Raw genomic sequence first — 15,872 nt, forward strand, 5'->3', positions numbered from 1 at the left:
AAGTCTGGACAGCGAGGCAGATGGGGGTGATCGCACGCTGTCGATCAGGAAATATCGTCGGGGTTCAGCGCGATCCGGCACTGGTCCTGCAGTCCTTTCGCCAGCCGCACGCCGATGTCGTCGGGCAGCTCCGATTCGGTGTCGAACGTGGCGATGAAGCGGGTGTACGCCGGGCTGGCCAGGAACGCGGTCACCTCGGCGCGGTCCTTCTCGCTCAGGTTCACGTTGGCCTTTTCCGCCATCGTCGCGGGATTGGCACCGGCGAAGGCCGAGGACAGGCTCTTGCCGCCGGGCGTCCCCAGGAAGCGCGACCACTCGGCGATCACCTGGTCGCCGTCGTTGCCGAGGCCGGTGATCACCGAATGACGAAACTGCGCATCGAGCAGATTCTGGATCGGCGCATGCGCGCACTGGCGATCGGTCTCGGGCAGGGCCTTGAGCGCCGGCACGTTGTCGATCATCAGCTTGGCCATGTCGGTGCCCAGCGTGCCCATGCTCAACTTCTGCATGACCGCCTGCACCTGCGTATCGGACGCCGGTGCAGCCTGGGCCACACCGGTCAGGCACACCAGCGACAGCAGCAGCGCGGGGCTGCGCATCACGCCTTGGCCTCGGCCATCATCGTCACGAACCGGTCGAACAGCGGACCGACATCGTGCGGGCCCGGCGAGGCTTCCGGGTGGCCCTGGAACGAGAACGCCGGCACGTCGGTGCGGGCGATGCCCTGGTTGGTGCCGTCGAACAACGAGCGGTGGGTCACGCGCAGGGTCGCCGGCAGCGAGGCCTCATCCACCGCGAAGCCATGGTTCTGCGACGTGATCATCACACGGCCGCCGTCCAGATCCTGGACCGGGTGGTTGGCGCCGTGGTGGCCGTGGCCCATCTTGACCGTCTTCGCGCCGGAGGCCAGCGCCAGCAGTTGGTGGCCCAGGCAGATGCCGAAGGTCGGCACCTTTTTCTCCAGGAAGGTCTTGATCGCGGCGATCGCGTAATCGCACGGCTCCGGATCGCCCGGGCCGTTGGACAGGAACACGCCGTCCGGATTCATCGCCAGCACGTCGGCAGCCGGAGTCTGCGCCGGCACCACGGTCAGCTCGCAGCCGCGCTCGGCCAGCATGCGCAGGATGTTGAGCTTGGCGCCGAAGTCATAGGCCACCACCTTGAAACGCGGTGCGGCGTTGACGAAGGCATTGCTGTCCAGATCCAGCTGGCCCTCGGTCCAGGTGTAACGCTTGTCGGTGCTGACCACCTTGGCCAGATCCATGCCCTTCAGGCCCGGGAACTTGCGCGCCGCTTCCAGCGCCGTTTCCACGCTCAGGCCTTCGCCGGCCATCAGCGCACCGTTCTGGGCGCCGCGCTCGCGCAGGATGCGCGTCAGCTTGCGGGTATCGATGCCGGAGATGGCGACCACGCCGCGCTGGATCAGCCAATCCTGCAGCGACACCTGGCTGCGCCAGTTGCTCGGGCGGCGCGGGACATCGCGCACGATCAGGCCGGCCGACCACACCTTGGCCGCTTCATCGTCCTGGTCGGTCATGCCGGTGTTGCCGATATGCGGGTAGGTCAGCGTGACCATCTGCCGGGCGTAGGAAGGATCGGTCAACACTTCCTGATAGCCGGTCATGGCGGTGTTGAACACCACCTCACCGACGGACAGGCCGGGCGCGCCTACGGATTCGCCCTCGAATACGGTGCCGTCTTCGAGGACGAGGATTGCGGCTTGGGTCACGGAAATCTCACTTTGGCTACCGAGGGGTCGCCGAAGTCACGCCTGCGCTTCACGAAAAAGCGGCTGCAAAAAAGCGCGGACTGCGGTTCTGGACCGGTCCGGCTGTCGTGATTCGGCGAGCGGGAATTGTAAAGGCAAGCCGGGTGCGGCGCCAGTATCCGCGTGCAATTGCCCTATTCAGGCCGACGGAGGGCGCAGCGCCGGTTCAGGCGCCCGCCCATCCTGCCCCGAGGCCCCAATTCAGACGGCGGGCGGCGGCGTGGCCCCATCCAGCAGATCCCGGACCCGGTAGCTGCCCGGCGCGCGACCCGGCAGCTGGCTGGCCGCGAACAGGGCCCCACGGGCAAAAATGTCCCGATTGGTGGCACGGTGGGTCAGCTCGATGCGCTCGCCCAGCCCGGTGAACTGGACCAGATGCTCACCCACGATGTCGCCGGCGCGCAGGCTGGCGTAGTGCGGATGCGCCCCGCCCTTCTCCGCCGCCGCGCCCAGGGTCAGGGCCGTGCCGGAGGGCGCGTCCTTCTTCTGGGTGTGGTGGGATTCGACGATGTCGCAGTCCCAGCCGGCCAGTGCAGCGGCAGCCCGCTCGACCAGCTCATCCAGCACCGCCACACCGAGGCTGAAGTTGGAGGCCCAGACCAGTGGAATCCGGCCGGCCGCCCGGATCAGTGCCTGGCGCTGCGCCTCACTGATGCCGGTAGTGCCGGACACGAAGCCCGCACCGCGCTCCACGCACAGCGCCAGCACCGGATCAAAACCCTCGGGCAGGCTGAAATCGATGGCGACATCGAACGGGGGGGCACCAGCCAGCTCGCTGCTGGCGAAATGCGGCACGCCCTCGACCACGCGCTGGGCCGGCGAGCGGCGGTTCACCGCGGCCACCACCTGCAGGGCGGGATTGTCAGCGGCAAGGCGGAGCAGTGCCTGGCCCATGCGGCCGGACGCACCGTGGATGAGCAAACGTAGGGGAGTGGTAGTCATGCATGCAGGCTAGCGGGTGCCGGCGGCGCTGCACAAGAGGAAATCCGCGCACCGCTTGCTACGCTAGCGGGTGGATCCCCATGGCAGCCCCTCCATGCAGCTTTCGCAGCAGCTCGTTCTCGTCACCGGCGGTGCCCGCGGGCTCGGCCAGCATCTGGTCCGCGCCTTCGTCCGCGAGGGCGCACAGGTCGTCATCAACTACCACGCCAGCGCAGAAGCCGCGCAGAAGCTGGCGGCCGAGCTGGGCAGCGCCTGCGTGGCGATCCAGGCCGACGTGACCGACCGCGCCCAGGTCGATGCCCTGTTCGCACAGGCGCGCCAGCACTTCGGCCGTGACATCACCACGGTGGTCAACAACGCACTGGCGGCGTTCTCGTTCAACGGCGATGCGCGCGACAAGGCCGACGTGATCGGCTGGGACGCCTTCAACCAGCAGTTCGAAGGCAGCGTGCGCGGCGCACTCAACACGGTGCAGGCCGCCCTGCCCGGCATGCGCGCGCAGCGCTTCGGCCGCGTGATCAACATCGGCACCAACCTGTTCCAGAACCCGGTGGTGCCGTACCACGACTACACCGCGGCCAAGGCCGCCCTGCTGTCGCTGACCCGCACGCTGGCGGGCGATCTCGGCCCGGACGGCATCACCGTCAACATGCTCTCCGGTGGTCTGCTGCGCACCACGGATGCCAGTGCGGCCACGCCGGAGGCGGTGTTCGACTACATCGCGGCCAACACCCCGTTGCGCAGCGTCACCACCCCGGCCGAGTTCGCCGATGCGGTGCTGTTCTTCGCTTCGCCATGGTCACGCGCGGTGACCGGGCAGAACCTGGTGGTGGATGGGGGGCTGGTGCGCGATTGAGCAATCACGCAGGGCGTGCTCTACCGCCGAGCGCCTCAGTGCCGCTTCGGCGGCGTCGGCCCGCAGCTGTCACAACCACCGCACGCACCACCGCCACCGGTCGCCGGTGGTGCGATCTTCCGGCCCAGCGCCTGCAACCAGGCGGCGCGCTGCGGTTTGACCAACCCCAGCGCGATCGCCCCGCGTGCCTTGCGCACGGTGCCCGGGAACTGCTTCTTCATCACCACCCACGCGCTGACCAGCACGGCCAGCGCGATCACGACGTACTGCAGCAGCAGACCGGTCTCCATCAGCCGCCGCCCAGGGCCACGGTCACCTGGTAGGTGATCAGCGAGGCGATGTAGGCGGCCGCGAACAGGTAGAACGTGGCAAAGCCCATCTGCTTCCACGAGTTGGTTTCACGCTTGATCGTGGCCAGCGTGGAGATGCACATCGGGGCGTAGATGTACCAGACCAGCAACGACAGCGCGGTGGCCAGCGACCAGCCGTCGCTGATCAGCGGGGTCAGCGCCTGGCTGGCGGCATCGTCATCGGCGGCGGACAGCGCGTACACCGTGGCCAGCGAGGCCACCGCCACTTCACGCGCGGCCAGGCCCGGGATCAGTGCGATGCAGATCTGCCAGTTGAAGCCCAGCGGCGCGAAGAACACCGCCATGGCATGGCCGATCTGGCCGGCGAAGCTGTAGTCGATCGCCGGCATGGTCGCGTTTTCCGGCGCCCCCGGGAACGACAGCAGTACCCACAGCAGGATGGTCAGCGCCAGGATGATGCCACCCACGCGCTTGAGGAAGATCATGCCGCGCTCGTACAGCCCCACCGCCAGATCGCGCGGGTGCGGGATGCGGTAGGACGGCAGTTCCAGCATCAACGGATGCTCGCTCTTGTCGCGGCGCCACTTCTTCATTGTCCAGGACATCAGCAGCGCGCTGAGGATGCCGGCCGCGTACAGGCCGAACAACACCAGGCCCTGCTGGTTGAAGACGCCCCAGATCTGCTTCTGCGGGATGAAGGCGCCGATCAGCAGCGCATACACCGGCAGGCGCGCCGAACAGGTCATCAGAGGGGCCACCAGGATCGTGGCGAGCCGGTCGCGCGGGTCCTGGATGCTGCGGGTGGACATGATGCCCGGCACCGCGCAGGCGAAGCTGGACAGCAACGGGATGAACGAGCGCCCGGACAGACCGGCCGCCGCCATCATGCGATCCAGCAGGAACGCCGCGCGCGGCAGGTAACCGGATTCTTCCAACGCCAGGATGAAGGCGAACAGGATCAGGATCTGCGGCAGGAACACGATCACGCCACCCACGCCGGCAATGATGCCGTCGGTCAGCAGGCTGTTGAGCGGGCCTTCCGGCAGCGCGCCACCGATCCAGCCGCCCAGTGCCGCCGTACCGGCCTCGATCAGGTCCATGACCGGCGTCGCCCAGGCATACACCGCCTGGAAGATCAGGAACATCACCACGGCCAGGGTCAGCAGACCGAACACCGGGTGCAGCAGCCAGCGATCCAGTGCGTCATCGATCTTCGCCGTACGTGTCGGCATGCTCACCGAAGCGGCCAGGATGTCGCGCACCTGGGCGTGGTAATCGGCCTCGGCGGCAGGCACCGCCACCGGGGCCTGCAGGTGCGGCACCATCGCATCCAGGCGCTCGACCAGCCTGGCCGCGCCGTTGCGACGCACCGCCACGGTCTCCACCACGGGCACACCCAGGGCCTGTTCCAGCGCCTGCACATCGATCTTGATGCCGCGGCGCTCGGCCGCATCGACCATGTTCAGGGCCACGATCATCGGCTTGCCCAACTCACGCAGCTCCAGCGCGAAGCGCAGGTGCAGGCGCAGGTTGGTCGCATCGATCACACACAGCAGCACGTCCGGCGCGGCCTCGCCGGGGTAGAAGCCCCGGCACAGGTCACGGGTGATCGCTTCGTCCAGGCTGGCCGGCTGCAGGCTGTAGGCGCCCGGCAGATCCAGCACGGCGAACTCGCGGCCGGACGGCGCACGCAGGCGGCCTTCCTTGCGTTCAACGGTGACGCCGGTGTAGTTGGCCACTTTCTGGCGGCTGCCGGTGAGCTGGTTGAACAGCGCGGTCTTGCCGCTGTTCGGGTTGCCGACCAGGGCGATGCGCAGGGCGTTGCTGGCGGCGCTCATGCGCGGGCCTCCTGGGACTGCAACGCGGTTACCACGATGCGGGCGGCCTCACTGCGGCGAAGCGCGAAACGCGTGAACCCCACCTGCACCAGCAGCGGCTCGGCGCCGACGGGACCACGGGCGACCAGACGCACCTCTTCCCCTTTGACGAAGCCAAGCTCCTTCAGTCGGCGGGCGATCGCATCGTTTGCGTGTGTTTCCTGCACGGACTCCACCACGGCGGAGCTGTACAGCGCCAGATCGGACAACGTCACGGAGCGCCTTCTCGATGATAGGAATGGTTATCAATTCTACCATCGACGCGCCGCGCCATTGCCCGTGACCGATGGCCCGCTATGATCTGTACATGTACTGGAGCAAGCCGACCCATGAGTGATGCACTACGGATTGAACGCAGCGCCTCGGTGCTGACCCTGTGGCTGAACCGCCCGGCCCTGCACAACGCTTTCGACGCCTCGTTGATCGCCCAGCTGACGGCCGCCCTGGAGGCCGCCGGCCGCGACGACCACGTCCGGGCGGTGGTGCTGGCCGGCGAAGGCGCCTCGTTCTCGGCGGGCGCGGACATGCAGTGGATGCGTGGCATGGCCGCCGCCAGCGAGGAGGACAACCGCCAGGACTCGCTCGCCCTGGCCCGCCTGATGCGGACCCTGGATGAGCTGCCCAAGCCGACCATCGCCCGTGTCCAGGGCGCCGCCTTCGGTGGCGGGGTCGGACTGGTGGCCTGCTGCGATATCGCCATCGCCAGCACCAGCGCCCGCTTCGGCCTGACCGAGAGCCGCCTGGGCCTGCTGCCCGCCGTGATCTCGCCCTATGTCATCGACGCGATCGGCCCACGCCAGTCGCGGCGCTGGTTCGCCACCGGCGAGCATTTCGACGCCGAGACCGCCCTGCGCATCGGCCTGGTCCACCAGCTGATCGAGCCTGAACGGATCGACGAGGCCGTCCAGCGCCAGCTCGGGCTGCTCGACAAGGCCGGTCCGGTGGCCTCTTCCTCTGCCAAGGAGCTGGTCCGGCGGGTCGCGCTGGGCCGCGACCGCGACGCCACCGACCGCGACAACGCGGCCCTGATCGCCCGCCTGCGGGTCTCGGCCGAAGGCCAGGAGGGCCTCGGCGCCTTCCTGGACAAGCGCGCCCCGCACTGGGTCACCCAGGACTGAGGAGAAGCACCATGCTCGACCACGTTGGCATCCGCTGCGGCGATTTCGCGCGCAGCCTGTCGTTCTTCCAGCAGGCCCTGGCCCCGCTGGGCATCGCGGTGGTGATGCACGTCTCGGCCGCGCAGACCGGCGACCATGACCATGCCGGCTTCGGCCGCAGCGGCAAGCCGGACTTCTGGATCGGCAACGCCCCGGGCGCCCATGGCGGCGTGCACATCGCTTTCAGCGCGGGCAGCCGGGCCGACGTGGACGCTTTCCACCGCGCCGCACTGGCAGCCGGCGGCACGGACAACGGTGCCCCGGGCATCCGCGAGCATTACCACCCCGATTATTACGGGGCCTTCGTGCTCGACCCGGATGGCAACAACATCGAAGCGGTCTGCCACCACCCGGGCTGACCGCCCATCGCCGGCGGGATGGCCGCTTTGTCGCCCATCCCGCGTATCCCCCTTTCGTGGCCTGCCGGGGACCGTGGGCCGCCTTTCGTCTGACAGGAATCTCCGTGATCTCTACCCCGCCCCGCCCCCTGCTGGTCGTCCGTCGCTCCGTTCGCGGAGGGCTGGCGAATGAATGACTTCGTGCGCATCGTCGAGGTCGGCCCGCGCGACGGGCTGCAGAACGAAGCCCAGCCGGTGGCCACCGCCGACAAGATCGAACTGATCCGCCAGCTCTCGCTGACCGGCCTGCGCACCATCGAGGCGACCAGCTTCGTCAGCCCGCGCTGGGTGCCGCAACTGGCCGACGCTGCCGAGGTGTACACCGGCATCGAGCGCCGCCCGGGCATCGACTACCCGGTGCTGGTGCCCAACGAACAGGGTTACGACCGCGCACGCGCGGTGGGCGTACAGGAAGTGGCGGTGTTCACTGCCGCCTCGGAAACCTTCAACCGGACCAACACCAACGCCGGCATCGACGAGTCGCTGGCGCGCTTCGCACCCATCCTTGAGCGGGCCAAGGCCGACGGGGTCAAGGTGCGTGGCTATGTCTCCACCGTACTCGGCTGCCCCTACCAGGGCGAGGTCGCGGTGAGCGAGGTGGTCCGGGTCGCGCGTGCGCTGCATGACATGGGCTGTTACGAAATCTCGCTCGGCGACACCATCGGCGTGGGCACGCCACGCAAGGCGCGCGCGATGCTCAACGCGGTCGCCAGCGAACTGCCGATGGCCGCGCTGGCCGTGCACTTCCATGACACCTATGGCCAGGCCCTGGCCAACATCGATGCCTGCCTGGACGAAGGTGTGCGCGTGGTCGATTCGGCGGTCTCCGGTGCAGGTGGCTGCCCGTATGCCAAGGGCGCCAGCGGCAATGTCGCCAGCGAAGACGTGGTCTACATGCTGCATGGCATCGGCATGCGCACCGGCATCGATCTGCCGGCGCTGGCCGCCACCGGGCGCTGGCTGGCCGCACGGCTGGGCCGCGAGACCGGCAGCAAGACCGGCAGGGCCCTGGCGGCGACATGAAAAGCGGCGGCCCGCGCAAGGACGCTGCGGTGGGTGATCACCTCACCCCCCACGTCCACGCGCTGGCTGCCCTGGAACGCGCCCTGGCCCACTCGCCGGGCGACCTGCGCGGCCTGTTGGAGGAGGTCCAGCAGGCCCTGCAGGAAGCGATGGACGAGCGGCAGCTGGCCCTGCGTCGCTACGCCGCCTTGTTCGATGCCGTCCCGGACCCGGTCAGCATCCTCAGCGAACGCGGCGTGGTGCTGGACCTCAACAAGGCGGGCGTGCGTGCCTATGGCCGCCCCCGTGAGGAGATCGTCGGCCAGCCGATCGAACTGTTGAACCCGGACCTGCCCGGCGACCACCTGGACCCGGTCTGGGAAGCCCTGCATCGGGGCGAGACCTACGTCATCGAAGTCACCAACATGCGCGGCGATGGCAGCCGCTTCCCGGTGGAGGTGCATTCGGCCGGCTTCGAGCACCAGGGCGAGCACTGCATCGTGGCGGTGGCGCGCGATCTGAGCAGCCGCTGGCAGGCCGAATCGCGTTACCGGCTGCTGATGGAATCCATCGACAAGGGCGTGGTCCTGTTTGACCGCCAGTTGCGGGTGGTCTCGGCCAACCCGGCCGCGCACCGCATTCTGGGCACCGCCGGCAATGGCGGCAGCCTGCAGGCGATGCTGGCGCCGGAGGACTGGATCAGCGTGGACGAGCACGGCCACCCGCTCACCCGCGACCAATGGCCCGCCAGTGTCTCGCTGCAGACCGGGCGCATCGTGCGCAGCACCATCGTCGGCCTGTACCACCGCCCGCGCGGCCGGATGATCTGGATCTCCACCACCAACGTACCGGTATACGGCAACGGGCGCGACGCGCCTGACCACGTGTTCGGGCTGTTCAGCGACATCACCGAGCTCAAGCGCAACAACACCCTGTTCGATCGCGCGCAGTCGCTGGCGCACATCGGCGGCTGGGAGTGGGACCGCGGCCTGCAGCGCCTGTACCTCACTGATGAGGCGACCCGCATCCTCGGCCAGAACTTGCCGATGCGCGACATGGCCGAGCTGCTGGAGTGCTTGCGCGTGGATGATCGCGCGCTGCTGCAGCAGGCGCTGCTGGATGTGATCGACCGGCAGGTGTCCTTCGAACTGGAGCTGCAGGGCCAGCGCAGTGATGGACATTCGTTCTGGGTGCGCATGATCGGCGAAGCCGAGGCCGGCGATGTCGACGCCGCCCGCATCGCCGGCACCGTGCAGGACATCACCGCGCGCAAGCAGGCCGAAGAGACGCTGCGCATCCAGGCGCGCACCGATCCGCTCACCGGCATCATGAACCGCGATGCGGTGCTCAATGATCTGGCCACACGCATGGCCAACCCCACCCATTGCCGGGTGGCCGTGCTGTACATCGATCTGGACCGCTTCAAGATCGTCAACGATCTGCTCGGCCACAACGCCGGTGATGAGCTGCTGATCGATGCCACCCGCCGCATCGCCACCGCGATCGGTACCGAGGGGCTGCTGGCCCGGTTCGGCGGCGATGAGTTCCTGGTGGTCTGCGATACCCGCGACCAGGCCGATCAGCCCGAGCGGCTGGCCGATGCGATCACCCGTGCGTTCAGCACCCCGTTCCGCTTCGGTGCCGACGAATTCCCGGTGACCACCAGCATCGGCATCGCGCGTGCGCCCCAGGATGGGCTGCGCCCGCAGCAGCTGATCCAGAACGCGGACATCGCCATGTACGACTGCAAGCGGCGCACCCGCAACGGCTGGCAGGTGTTCTCGCCCGAGCTGGCCCAGCGCCAGCATGATCGGCTGCAGATCGAGAGCCGGCTGCACCGGGCGCTGGACGACGATGAGTTCCACCTGGTCTACCAGCCGCAGGTCAACCTGCACAGCGGCCAGCTGATCGCCGCCGAGGCGCTGATTCGTTGGCGCAACACGCAGCTGGGCGAACTGCGCCCGGACATCTTCATCGGCCATGCCGAGAGCACCGGCGACATCGTCCGGATCGGCCTGTGGGTGCTGCGCGAGGCGTGCCGGCAGGTGCGCCAGTGGCAGGACGACGGGCTGGGCATCGTGCGGGTGGCGGTCAACGTGTCCTACCGGCAGTTCGTCGGCGAGGATCTGGCCCGGAACGTGCGCGCCGTACTGGACGAATTCCACCTGCCCGGCAGCGCACTGGAGCTGGAGTTCACCGAGCGGGTGTTGATCGAAGACGCCCCGGACACCCTGCGCACCTTCGCGCAGCTGCGCGAGATGGGCGTGCTGTTGACCATCGACGACTTCGGCGAAGGCTACAGCGCGCTGAACTATCTGCGCCGGCTGCCGATCCATGGCCTCAAGCTGAGCCAGCTGTTCGTGGAGGGCGTGCCGACCAACCGTTCGGACGTGGCGGTCTGCGAGGCGGTCTGCGGCATCGCGCGCAGCCTGGGCCTTGGGTTGGTCGCCGAGGGCATCGAATCGGAGGCCCAGCGCCAGTTCCTGACCACGCTGGGGGTCTCGGTCGGCCAGGGCTTCCTGTTCGCCCCAGGGCTGGCGGCGGACGAGTTCGCCCGGCGGCTGGCACTGCGTGCGAAGGTCGCCGTGGGCAGTGCACAACGGTGAAGGCGGCCGCTTCCGCTAGAATCGGCGGTTCTTGAACCAGCGGGATCGTGCAATGCAGCTGTCTTCTGTCCGCGCCGTCATCACCGGCGGTGTCTCCGGCCTTGGCCTGTCCGTGGCCCAGCACCTGGTCGCCAACGGCGCCAAGGTGGCCCTGTTCGATCTCAATGACGACAAGGGCGCGGCCGCCGTGGCCGCGCTTGGCGAAGCCAACGCGCGCTACTACCGCACCAACGTCAGCGACGAAGCCGCCGTGGCCGCGCAGATCGATGCCGCCTGCGACTTCCTGGGCGGGCTGAACACCGCGATCAACTGCGCCGGCATCCTGGGCGCCGGCCGCGTGCTCGGCAAGGAAGCGCCGATGCCGCTGGCCAACTTCCAGGGCACGGTGATGGTCAACCTGGTCGGCAGCTTCAACGTCGCCAAGGCCGCCGCCAACCGCATGCAGCACAACACCCCGGGCGAGGATGGCGAGCGCGGCGTGATCATCAACACCGCCAGCGTGGCGGCCTACGAGGGCCAGATCGGCCAGGCCGCCTATGCCGCCTCCAAGGGCGGCGTGGTCAGCATGACCCTGCCGATGGCCCGCGAACTGTCGCGCTTCGGCATCCGCGTGATGACCATCGCCCCGGGCATCTTCTGGACCCCGATGGTCGATGGCATGCCGCCGGCCGTGCAGGAATCGCTGGCCGCCTCGATCCCGTTCCCGCCCCGCCTGGGCAAGCCGGAGGATTTCGCCGGCCTGGTCGCCTATATCCTGGGCAACACCTATCTCAACGGCGAGACCATCCGCCTTGACGGCGCCGTGCGTCTGGCGCCGAAGTAAGCGAGCACGCAACCCGCTGGGTGCCCGGTTCCGGCACCCGCCACCTCCACGAACCGACCTTCATTCCCATGAAAGCCAGCGACATCAAGAAAGGCAACGTCGTCGAATTCAACAACGGCGTCTACCAGATCCGCGACATCGAACGCAGCTCCCCGCAGGGCCGCGGCGGCAATGTCCGCTTCCGTTTCATCATGTACAGCGTGCCGGGCGGCAACAAGCTCGACTCCAGCTTCGACGCCGACGACAACCTGCCGGAAGTCGAGCTGCTGCGCCGCCAGGCCACCTACTCGTACATGGATGGCGACGCCTTCGTCTTCCTGGATGACGAGGACTACACCCCGTACATGGTCGATGCGGATGTGCTCGGCGATGACGCCGGCTACATCACCGATGGCCTGACCGGCATCTACGTGCAGGTGATCGACGAGACCCCGGTGGGCGTGCAGTTGCCGACCAGCGTGGTGCTGGAAGTGGTCGAAACGCCGCCGGAGCTCAAGGGCGGCACTGCCACCAAGCGCCCGAAACCGGCCAAGCTCAGCACCGGCATCGAAATCATGGTGCCGGAGTACATCGCCAACGGTGAACGTGTGCTGGTCAATACCACCACCGGTGAATTCGCCGGCCGTGCCGACTAAACGGTCTGCACTGATCGTCCTGCTCCTGCTGCTCGCGGCGTGCTCGCCGCGGGCGGTGGAGAGTGAGACATTGGATACCCCGCGCGCACCCGCCACGTTGGCTGAGACCGCCCACGGTGAGCGCTGCGACGTCCCGGCGGAGGTGTTCGTGGCCGAGGACATCCGCATGTACTGCGCGATGCCCGGCGATGTGCAGGCCTTCCTGGCGCGCGAAAGCGCGTGCCAGCACTTCGCTGGCGAAGAAGCGTACGACGAAGACCGTGCGCGCGAATTGGCCTACGCGATCCACGAGAGCTGCGACGACCGTGCCCGGCGCTTCAATCAACTCCTGCAGCGCCATGCCGACAACTGCCTGGTGCACACCGAACTGATGCTGCTGGGCACCCGCAATGAGCTGATGCTGGATGCCGACAGCCGGGCGCTGCCCAACCCCTGCCCGCGCGGCATGTGATGGTTCACCGGACGCGCATGCGCGCATCCGGTGCCTTCAACTGAGTCAGAGCTTGCTGGATCAGGGCTTGGCCGCCAACGAGGGCGCGCCGGCAAAATCCCCGCAGCCGTGGTACTGGCGCGCGCCGACCGTGAGCATGGCCGTGGCACCGAAGGCCTGGCCGCTCATGTCGTCCTGGCACACCGTGCGCTGGAAGGTCAGCTTGACCGGGGTGCCATCGGCGGCAGTACCCGACCAGCCGTCACGGCCTTGGGTGGGGCTGGAAATCTCGAGCTTGCGCTCGCCGTAATCCATCTCGATGTGCAGCGCCGGGGTGGCACCCGCACCGACCTGGGCCAGCCAGCCGGGCTCATTGCCGGTCGCGCGGAATCCGCCTGCCGCATCGGCGTCCGTCTCCCCATGGGCGGTCGCATTGGCCGGCGGTGCTTGTCCGCCCTGCTCGCCGGTGCCGGTGCAGGTGCGGTCCGGCTCGCCCTTCAGGATCAGGCTGCCTTCGGTGGTGCCCTTGGTCCACAATTCGTTGCCCTGCCCATCGCCATACTTCGCGCCGGACGCTGCAGGCTGCGAGGACATCGGGAAAGTGCGGTCGCCCACCACCACCGTTGCCGAATCCTGACCGCGGTAAGTAGCATGCACTTCCAGCTCCCCACAGCGGAACGCATACGCGCGCTCTTCAGCAGTGGAGGCATCGATCGGGGGCGGCGCTTCGCTGCCATCGGCGGCGGGGCTGCTCTGGCTGGCCGGTTGGCAGGCGGCGAGTGCGCCGGTAATGGCCAGGCTCAACAACCAGGGGGATGCGCGCATGAGGGACTCCTTGCGATAACGTCGACAACACTTGATCGTACCTGCCGGGCCGTGAGAACAGGTGAAGCGACGCTGACCTTCCGGGCATCGCTGAACACGCGGTTCAGTGCGGTGCGACCCGTCCTTCGTCCTCTCGCGCCAGCGCACGCATGCGCGCACCCAGCCGTGCCAGGTTGCTGTCGATCAGGGCCAGTTCGCGTTGCTGTGCCTGTGGCAGGCGGTGTTTGAGCTGTGTCTGTAACGCCTGCCAGGCCGGCACACCCTGTGCACTGAGCCGCGCCGCCGCCTCGCTGGCCTGCGCCCGCTCGTGCGCCGACGGCAGCCCGTAGCCGCCCCCCGCCACCAGTGCGGCCGGGCTGATCAGCTGGCCGGTGTCTTCCAGCAACGCGCGCAGCGTGTCGCGCGCCGCAGCATCTTCCTTGGCCGGATCGCCCAGCAGCCGCTTCAGCACGTCGCGTGCGCGCAGTTCTTCGCGACGCAGGGCAGCCTGTTCCAGCAACAGCAGGGCGGCGGTGGCACGTAGATCACCCTGCCCTACCCAGCGTGCACGCTCGCTGGCCGGTTGCCGCAACCACTCGCCGACGGTTGTCGTGCCCAGCCGTAGCTGCTGGCGCGCCGCATCGAACAACTGCTGGTAGTGATCCTCGGCGGAGGCGAAGTAGTAGCCCTGTCGCGTCGCCTGCCCGCGATCGGCCAGCACGCTGGCGTCGGCCACGCCCTGGCGCTCCAGGCGGGTCAGCAGCCCGCGCGGGGTGAGCCGGTTCAACCCCGGCGAAGCCAGGCGTGGCACGCCTTCCTGCAGCAGCTTGCCGGTCTCCACCGCGCAGTTGTTGCTGACGAACAGATAGCGCCCGTCATAGCTCCAGTGCACCTGCGCGACGCGCTCCAGCAGGCTGGCGATGTCCGGCGCATCCAACGCCAACGGCACGGAAGACAGCCCCCGCAGTTCCACCTGTGTGTATTCGTTGATGACCTGGTTGAGCGGCAGCACGAACAGGCGCGAAGGATAGGCACCGGTCAGCCCGCGCCAGCTGGAGATCTGTACATCGCCGACGAAGGCACGGTAGGACAGCACGCGGTGATGGGACAGATCCATCCGGCAGGCCGGCCCACGCGGGCGGCCTGGCGCGCAGATCACCAGGCGCAGCATGCTGTGGCCCCAGCGACTCATCAGCTGGTCATTGCCTTCGGCGAGCAGGTAGTCCACCGCGTAGATCCGGGCCGGATCCAGTTCGAGCAGCGTCGCCGCGCCCGCCTCCTCTTCGGCCTGCATCAACGGCAGACGGGTGTCGCATCCCTCGGCCGGGTCGTTCGGCCCAAGGTGCTCGGCAAACCACGCGGCGACGGCCGGACGGCGGCAGGGGTAATCCGGATCGAGCAGCAGGTGCTCGGCGTTGACCGCCAGGAACTCGGCCGGTCGCATGCGCTCGTAATCGTCCGGACTGCGCTCGCTGAAGGCATTCGCTGTACGCCCCAGCTTCCACGGGCGTCGCTGCCAGCCGGCCAGGTCACGCAGACGCGCATCGCGCGACCAGCCACCCTGCGGCGAACGGTCCAGCACATGGGTCAATTCATGGATCAGCGCGGCTTCGAGCGGGCGTGGCAACGGTTGATCGTCCTGCACGGTGTCCAGCAACGCGCGCTGCAGGGTGATCGTGCCGTTGCGGGTGCGGCCGTGCACGTGGGCCGGCAGCGTTTCCGACCAGCGCACCTGCACCGGGTGCTGGAAACGTGCCTGCCACGGCGCTGGCAGGCGCGTGTGCACCTGCTGCAGGGCACGCTCGGCGGCCACGATCTGCGCCACGCTCAATCCCTGCGGCTGCAGCTCCAGCTGCAGCGCCGCCTGTGCGAACGGCGCGGCGAGCCACGCGATCAGGACCGCCCAGCGCCAGCGGCGGACCTGACCAAGCGTTCGCATCAGCGGGCCAGCAGGGTCCTGGCCAGCGCCATGTCACTGGCCTGCTGCTTCGCAACGCTCTGTTCGCGCAGGTGCAGCAGCGCAGCTTCCAGACGGGCACCACGGATCGCACCGTCGCTGGCCACGAAGGCGGCTGCATCATCGCGCGCATCAAGCACGATCTTGTCATCGCCCGAGCTGGACGAACCGGCCGAGGACGCGCCGGAGGCGGAACCGGCAGAGCTGCCGGCAAAACTGGAGGCCATCGCCGACAACGGCAGGGCGAGCACGGCAACAAGCAGGATCGGACGCATCATCGGGGTGTCGTTCGCGGTGGAAAGCACA

17 protein-coding genes are annotated in these 15,872 nt (G+C 68.3%); 8 read left to right on the forward strand and 9 right to left on the reverse strand.

Annotation, left to right across the window (positions count from 1 at the left end):
• Positions 1-44 precede the first annotated feature (44 nt).
• The 3 genes from ACW6W5_RS02740 to dapB all read right to left on the reverse strand — a co-directional run bounded on the left by ACW6W5_RS02740 (position 45) and on the right by dapB (position 2,710).
• Entirely contained in the window at positions 45-602 is a 558-nt protein-coding gene (locus tag ACW6W5_RS02740; RefSeq protein WP_152150721.1) for a hypothetical protein, read from the reverse strand.
• On the reverse strand, positions 599-1,729 hold the full coding sequence (carA, locus tag ACW6W5_RS02745; RefSeq protein ID WP_152150719.1) for a glutamine-hydrolyzing carbamoyl-phosphate synthase small subunit: 1,131 nt from the start codon (positions 1,727-1,729) through the stop codon (positions 599-601). The genes ACW6W5_RS02740 and carA overlap by 4 nt, the downstream gene beginning before the upstream one ends.
• A 240-nt stretch (positions 1,730-1,969) precedes the next feature.
• Positions 1,970-2,710, reverse strand: a complete 741-nt coding sequence (gene dapB, locus ACW6W5_RS02750) for a 4-hydroxy-tetrahydrodipicolinate reductase (protein WP_152150717.1) — start codon at positions 2,708-2,710, stop codon at positions 1,970-1,972.
• Positions 2,711-2,804: 94 nt separating this feature from the next.
• On the opposite strand from dapB, the gene ACW6W5_RS02755 reads away from it, so the two are divergent.
• Positions 2,805-3,566, forward strand: coding sequence for a 3-oxoacyl-ACP reductase (locus ACW6W5_RS02755; protein ID WP_121036684.1), 762 nt, complete (start codon positions 2,805-2,807; stop codon positions 3,564-3,566).
• Positions 3,567-3,601: 35 nt separating this feature from the next.
• Here ACW6W5_RS02755 and ACW6W5_RS02760 read toward each other — a convergent pair whose 3' ends face one another.
• The 3 genes from ACW6W5_RS02760 to ACW6W5_RS02770 are packed head-to-tail and all read right to left on the reverse strand — an operon-like array spanning position 3,602 to position 5,969.
• Complete coding sequence (locus tag ACW6W5_RS02760) at positions 3,602-3,856, reverse strand: DUF6587 family protein (protein WP_121036683.1); 255 nt, start codon at positions 3,854-3,856, stop codon at positions 3,602-3,604.
• Complete coding sequence (gene feoB, locus ACW6W5_RS02765; RefSeq protein ID WP_121036682.1) at positions 3,856-5,715, reverse strand: ferrous iron transporter B; 1,860 nt, start codon at positions 5,713-5,715, stop codon at positions 3,856-3,858. Before feoB ends, ACW6W5_RS02760 begins: the two co-directional genes overlap by 1 nt.
• Positions 5,712-5,969: a FeoA family protein gene (locus ACW6W5_RS02770; RefSeq protein ID WP_121036681.1), complete on the reverse strand. Its 258-nt coding sequence runs from the start codon at positions 5,967-5,969 to the stop codon at positions 5,712-5,714. The genes feoB and ACW6W5_RS02770 overlap by 4 nt, the downstream gene beginning before the upstream one ends.
• Before the next feature lie 114 nt (positions 5,970-6,083).
• Here ACW6W5_RS02770 and ACW6W5_RS02775 point away from each other — a divergent pair, with 114 nt between their 5' ends.
• The 7 genes from ACW6W5_RS02775 to ACW6W5_RS02805 all read left to right on the forward strand — a co-directional run bounded on the left by ACW6W5_RS02775 (position 6,084) and on the right by ACW6W5_RS02805 (position 12,826).
• Positions 6,084-6,872 carry an enoyl-CoA hydratase-related protein gene (locus ACW6W5_RS02775; protein WP_121036680.1) on the forward strand — a complete coding sequence of 263 codons (789 nt, stop codon included), beginning with the start codon at positions 6,084-6,086 and terminating at the stop codon, positions 6,870-6,872.
• A gap of 11 nt (positions 6,873-6,883) precedes the next feature.
• The gene (locus ACW6W5_RS02780; RefSeq protein ID WP_152150715.1) at positions 6,884-7,270 is read left to right on the forward strand and encodes a VOC family protein; all 387 of its coding nucleotides are present in this window, start codon (positions 6,884-6,886) and stop codon (positions 7,268-7,270) included.
• Between the two features lie 168 nt (positions 7,271-7,438).
• Complete coding sequence (locus tag ACW6W5_RS02785; protein WP_152150713.1) at positions 7,439-8,332, forward strand: hydroxymethylglutaryl-CoA lyase; 894 nt, start codon at positions 7,439-7,441, stop codon at positions 8,330-8,332.
• Positions 8,329-10,917 carry a sensor domain-containing protein gene (locus ACW6W5_RS02790; protein WP_152150711.1) on the forward strand — a complete coding sequence of 863 codons (2,589 nt, stop codon included), beginning with the start codon at positions 8,329-8,331 and terminating at the stop codon, positions 10,915-10,917. The genes ACW6W5_RS02785 and ACW6W5_RS02790 overlap by 4 nt, the downstream gene beginning before the upstream one ends.
• Before the next feature lie 52 nt (positions 10,918-10,969).
• A complete protein-coding gene (locus tag ACW6W5_RS02795) occupies positions 10,970-11,740 on the forward strand; it encodes an SDR family NAD(P)-dependent oxidoreductase (protein WP_152150709.1) in 771 nt (256 codons plus the stop codon).
• Between the two features lie 68 nt (positions 11,741-11,808).
• On the forward strand, positions 11,809-12,375 hold the full coding sequence (gene yeiP, locus ACW6W5_RS02800) for an elongation factor P-like protein YeiP (RefSeq protein WP_121036675.1): 567 nt from the start codon (positions 11,809-11,811) through the stop codon (positions 12,373-12,375).
• 70 nt (positions 12,376-12,445) lie between these two features.
• On the forward strand, positions 12,446-12,826 hold the full coding sequence (locus ACW6W5_RS02805) for a hypothetical protein (protein ID WP_226956558.1): 381 nt from the start codon (positions 12,446-12,448) through the stop codon (positions 12,824-12,826).
• 60 nt (positions 12,827-12,886) lie between these two features.
• Here the strand turns inward: ACW6W5_RS02805 and ACW6W5_RS02810 are convergent, their stop codons facing one another.
• The 3 genes from ACW6W5_RS02810 to ACW6W5_RS02820 form a co-directional block, all read right to left on the reverse strand.
• Positions 12,887-13,630, reverse strand: coding sequence for an MliC family protein (locus ACW6W5_RS02810; protein ID WP_152150705.1), 744 nt, complete (start codon positions 13,628-13,630; stop codon positions 12,887-12,889).
• Positions 13,631-13,733: 103 nt separating this feature from the next.
• The gene (locus ACW6W5_RS02815) at positions 13,734-15,548 is read right to left on the reverse strand and encodes a DUF7844 domain-containing protein (protein WP_152150703.1); all 1,815 of its coding nucleotides are present in this window, start codon (positions 15,546-15,548) and stop codon (positions 13,734-13,736) included.
• Complete coding sequence (locus tag ACW6W5_RS02820; protein ID WP_121036670.1) at positions 15,548-15,844, reverse strand: DUF2388 domain-containing protein; 297 nt, start codon at positions 15,842-15,844, stop codon at positions 15,548-15,550. The genes ACW6W5_RS02815 and ACW6W5_RS02820 overlap by 1 nt, the downstream gene beginning before the upstream one ends.
• Positions 15,845-15,872: the final 28 nt, after the last annotated feature.

This window comes from Stenotrophomonas sp. IS26, assembly GCF_054188265.1.